Raw genomic sequence first — 2,875 nt, 5'->3', positions numbered from 1 at the left:
ACGGCCGTGATCGCGTCAAGCTCGAACAGCAGCCCGACATTCGGGTCGCCCGAGACGATGCGCCCGGCGAGGAAGACTCCGGCCAGCGCCGCGAAGCAGGAGCAGATCACATACGCGAGCACGATGTTGCGCCGGTCGGCGATGCCGAAATTATGCGCCGCATCCTCCACGCCGGACGACACGCCGCCGCCGATCGCAAAAAGGTGCAGCCCGAAGCGGGAGCCGTAGAGCAGCTTCCAGGCGACCGCGAGTATGAAGATGCCCCAGAACACGGGCATYGGTACCCCGAGGAAGGACCCGGCCACGGCGCTGATGACGATATCCGGCACCGTGCCGCCCGAAACCGGCCGCAGCACCCGCGTGATCCCGAGCAGAATGTACTGCGTCGACAGCGTCGCGATGATCGGATGCACGTTGAAGCGGGTGATGATGAAGCCGTTGCTGAAGCCGACCAGCGCGGCCAGCACGAACACGGCCGGGATCAGCACCCAGGCGGGTCCGCCGAGCGCGAGCACCGCCGTCGTGAAGCTGATCATCGACCCGACCGAAAGGTCGAGCCCGCCGAGCAGGATGACGAACATCTGGCCGACCGCCGTGATGACGAGCGGCATCGCCTGCGGCACCAGATTGAGCAGGTTTTCCCCGTTGAGGAACTGCGCCGTCTCGAGGCTGAGCCAGAGCGCGATGGCCAGCGCGATCAGCAGGGGCAGCATCCACATGCCCTGCCGCGATCCTCTCGCGCTCATGAGGCGCCTGCTGATGGCTGTCATCGGCGCTCACCTCCCGCCCCATTCGCCTCCCCGTTGGCGCTGAGCGCGGCGTCGAGGATGTTGTGCTCCGTGGCGTCGGCCGCCGGCATTTGCTTCACGATCGTGTCGTTGTGGACGACGCAGATGCGGTCGCAGAGCCCGATCAGCTCGACCGTCTCGCGCGACAGCACAAGCACCGCGCCGCCTTTCTTCGCGAAGTCGCGCAGCAGCCGGTAGATCTCCGATTTTGCGCCGATGTCGACGCCGCGCGTCGGTTCCTCGACGAGCAGGATGTCGATGTCGGCGGCAAGGTAGCGGCCGAGCAGCACCTTCTGCTGATTGCCGCCGGACAGCGTGCCGACGGCGGCGCCCGGGCCGCTGGCCTTCACGGCAAGGCTCGACATGGTGTCGGCGATCTGTCGCTGATAGCCGGCGGCCAGCGCCAGCTCCGACCGTTTCGAATGGAGCGCTGCGGCAATGTTGTGCGCCACGGAAAGGCCGAGGAAGAGCCCGTCTTCCTTGCGATCCTCCGGCACGAAGCCGACGCCCATCGCCTGCAGCCGGCGCACGCCGCCGCCGGGCGACACCGGCAAGGGCAGCGACTTGCCCTTGATCGCCACACGGCCGGCGAAGGGATGGTACTGACCGACCAGCGAGCGCATGAAGCGTTGCTGGCCCTGCCCCTCCAGGCCGGCCAGCGCGACGATCTCGCCACGGCGCAGCTCCAGCGAAAACGGTTTCGAGCGCTCGGTGATGCGGAAATCCTCGACCGAAAGCATAGCGGGGCCAGGGGYATCGCCACGCTGGGGGAAGAGGTCGGCGAGCTCGCGGCCGACCATCATCGCGATCAGCGCAGCCGGCGTCATCTCGGCGAGCGATCTGGTGCCGACGAGCTCGCCGTCCTTTAGAACCGTGACGGTGTCGCAAATGGCGAAGATCTCATCCATGCGGTGCGAGATGTAGACCACCGCCTTGCCCTCATCCTTCAGCCTGCGGATGTGGCGGTTCAGCACCTCGACATCGGCGGCATTGAGCGCGGCCGTCGGCTCGTCGAGGATGAACACGCTGGCGTCGGTCATGATGCCGTGYGCGATCTCGACGAACTGCCGTTCCGCGATGCTGAGCATCGAGACCAGCGTGCCCGGATCGAGYGTGAGGCCGAGCTCGGCAAGCRCCTTGCCCGCCTCGCGCCGCATGCGCCGATGGTCGACCCCGCCGAAAGYGGTGGTCGGCTCCCGGCCGAGAAACATGTTTTCGGCGATCGTCAAATTGGGCAGCAGCGACAGTTCCTGGAACACGGTCGAGATGCCGGCTTCCAGGGCATCCTTCGGTCTGTGGAAGGCGACCTGGCGCCCGTCGAGYAGGATGGCGCCGCTATCCGGCTGGTGGACACCGGCGAGGATCTTCATCAGCGTCGATTTGCCGGCGCCATTCTCGCCCATCAACGCATGGACGGAGCCGGATTGGAGTCCGATCGAGACGCCCTTCAGCGCCGCCGTGCCGGCGAACGCTTTTCGGATATCCGACATTTCGACAAGGGTCTTCACGAAACAAGCACCGCTGTGTTCGGGGAGTTCCGTGGCGCGGGCCTGCGTTGCAGCCGCCCGCGCCACCATGGCGCCGCCTTTATTTCTTGGCGTAGAACTCCTTGAGCTTGTCTTCGGGCAGCTCCGACGGCCACCAGACATTGGCCGAGAGATCGTCGCGATAATATTTCTTGACCTTCTCGATATCCCAGCCGGGCGGGTTGTAGTCGTAATGCTTCTTCAGCTCCTTGCCTTCGAGCAGGGCAACGGCGGCGCGGATGCCGGCCGCGCCCTGGGCCGGGCTGTATTCCGCCGAGATCGACTTGAAGCCGTCGGCGATCCACTGGCCGAAGAAGYCGTTGTTGCCTTCGCCGGTGATCGGCGGGATCTTGGCGCCGAACTGCTTGAAGACGTCGACGCAGGCGCGCGTCATGTCGGCGCCGGAAGACCAGATGCCGTCGACCTCGGGATTGTTCAGGTAGAGCGTCTCGCAGAGCTTCTTGGCCTTGTCGTACTGCCAGTCGCCATGCTCCTCGGCGATGATCTTGACGTCGGTTCCCTTCAGCGCCTGCAGCAGGCCGTTGWAGCGGTTGGTGTCTT

The 2,875-nt window shown here is 65.7% G+C and carries 3 protein-coding genes; all 3 read right to left on the bottom strand.

Annotation, left to right across the window (positions count from 1 at the left end; translation table 11 throughout):
• The coding region (locus LCM4576_RS31695) for an ABC transporter permease (RefSeq protein ID WP_244510974.1) at positions 1-746 on the bottom strand (746 nt) is incomplete at its 3' end.
• Between the two features lie 20 nt (positions 747-766).
• On the bottom strand, positions 767-2,296 hold the full coding sequence (locus LCM4576_RS31690; protein WP_116398057.1) for a sugar ABC transporter ATP-binding protein: 1,530 nt from the start codon (positions 2,294-2,296) through the stop codon (positions 767-769).
• 79 nt (positions 2,297-2,375) lie between these two features.
• Positions 2,376-2,875, bottom strand: a 500-nt coding sequence (locus tag LCM4576_RS31685; RefSeq protein ID WP_157901253.1) for a substrate-binding domain-containing protein, incomplete at its 5' end; no start/stop codon positions are given.

It is taken from the genome of Mesorhizobium sp. LCM 4576 (assembly GCF_001854815.1).
In the GTDB taxonomy this organism is placed as follows: domain Bacteria; phylum Pseudomonadota; class Alphaproteobacteria; order Rhizobiales; family Rhizobiaceae; genus Mesorhizobium; species Mesorhizobium plurifarium.
This window is presented reverse-complemented; position numbering and strand designations above follow the sequence as displayed.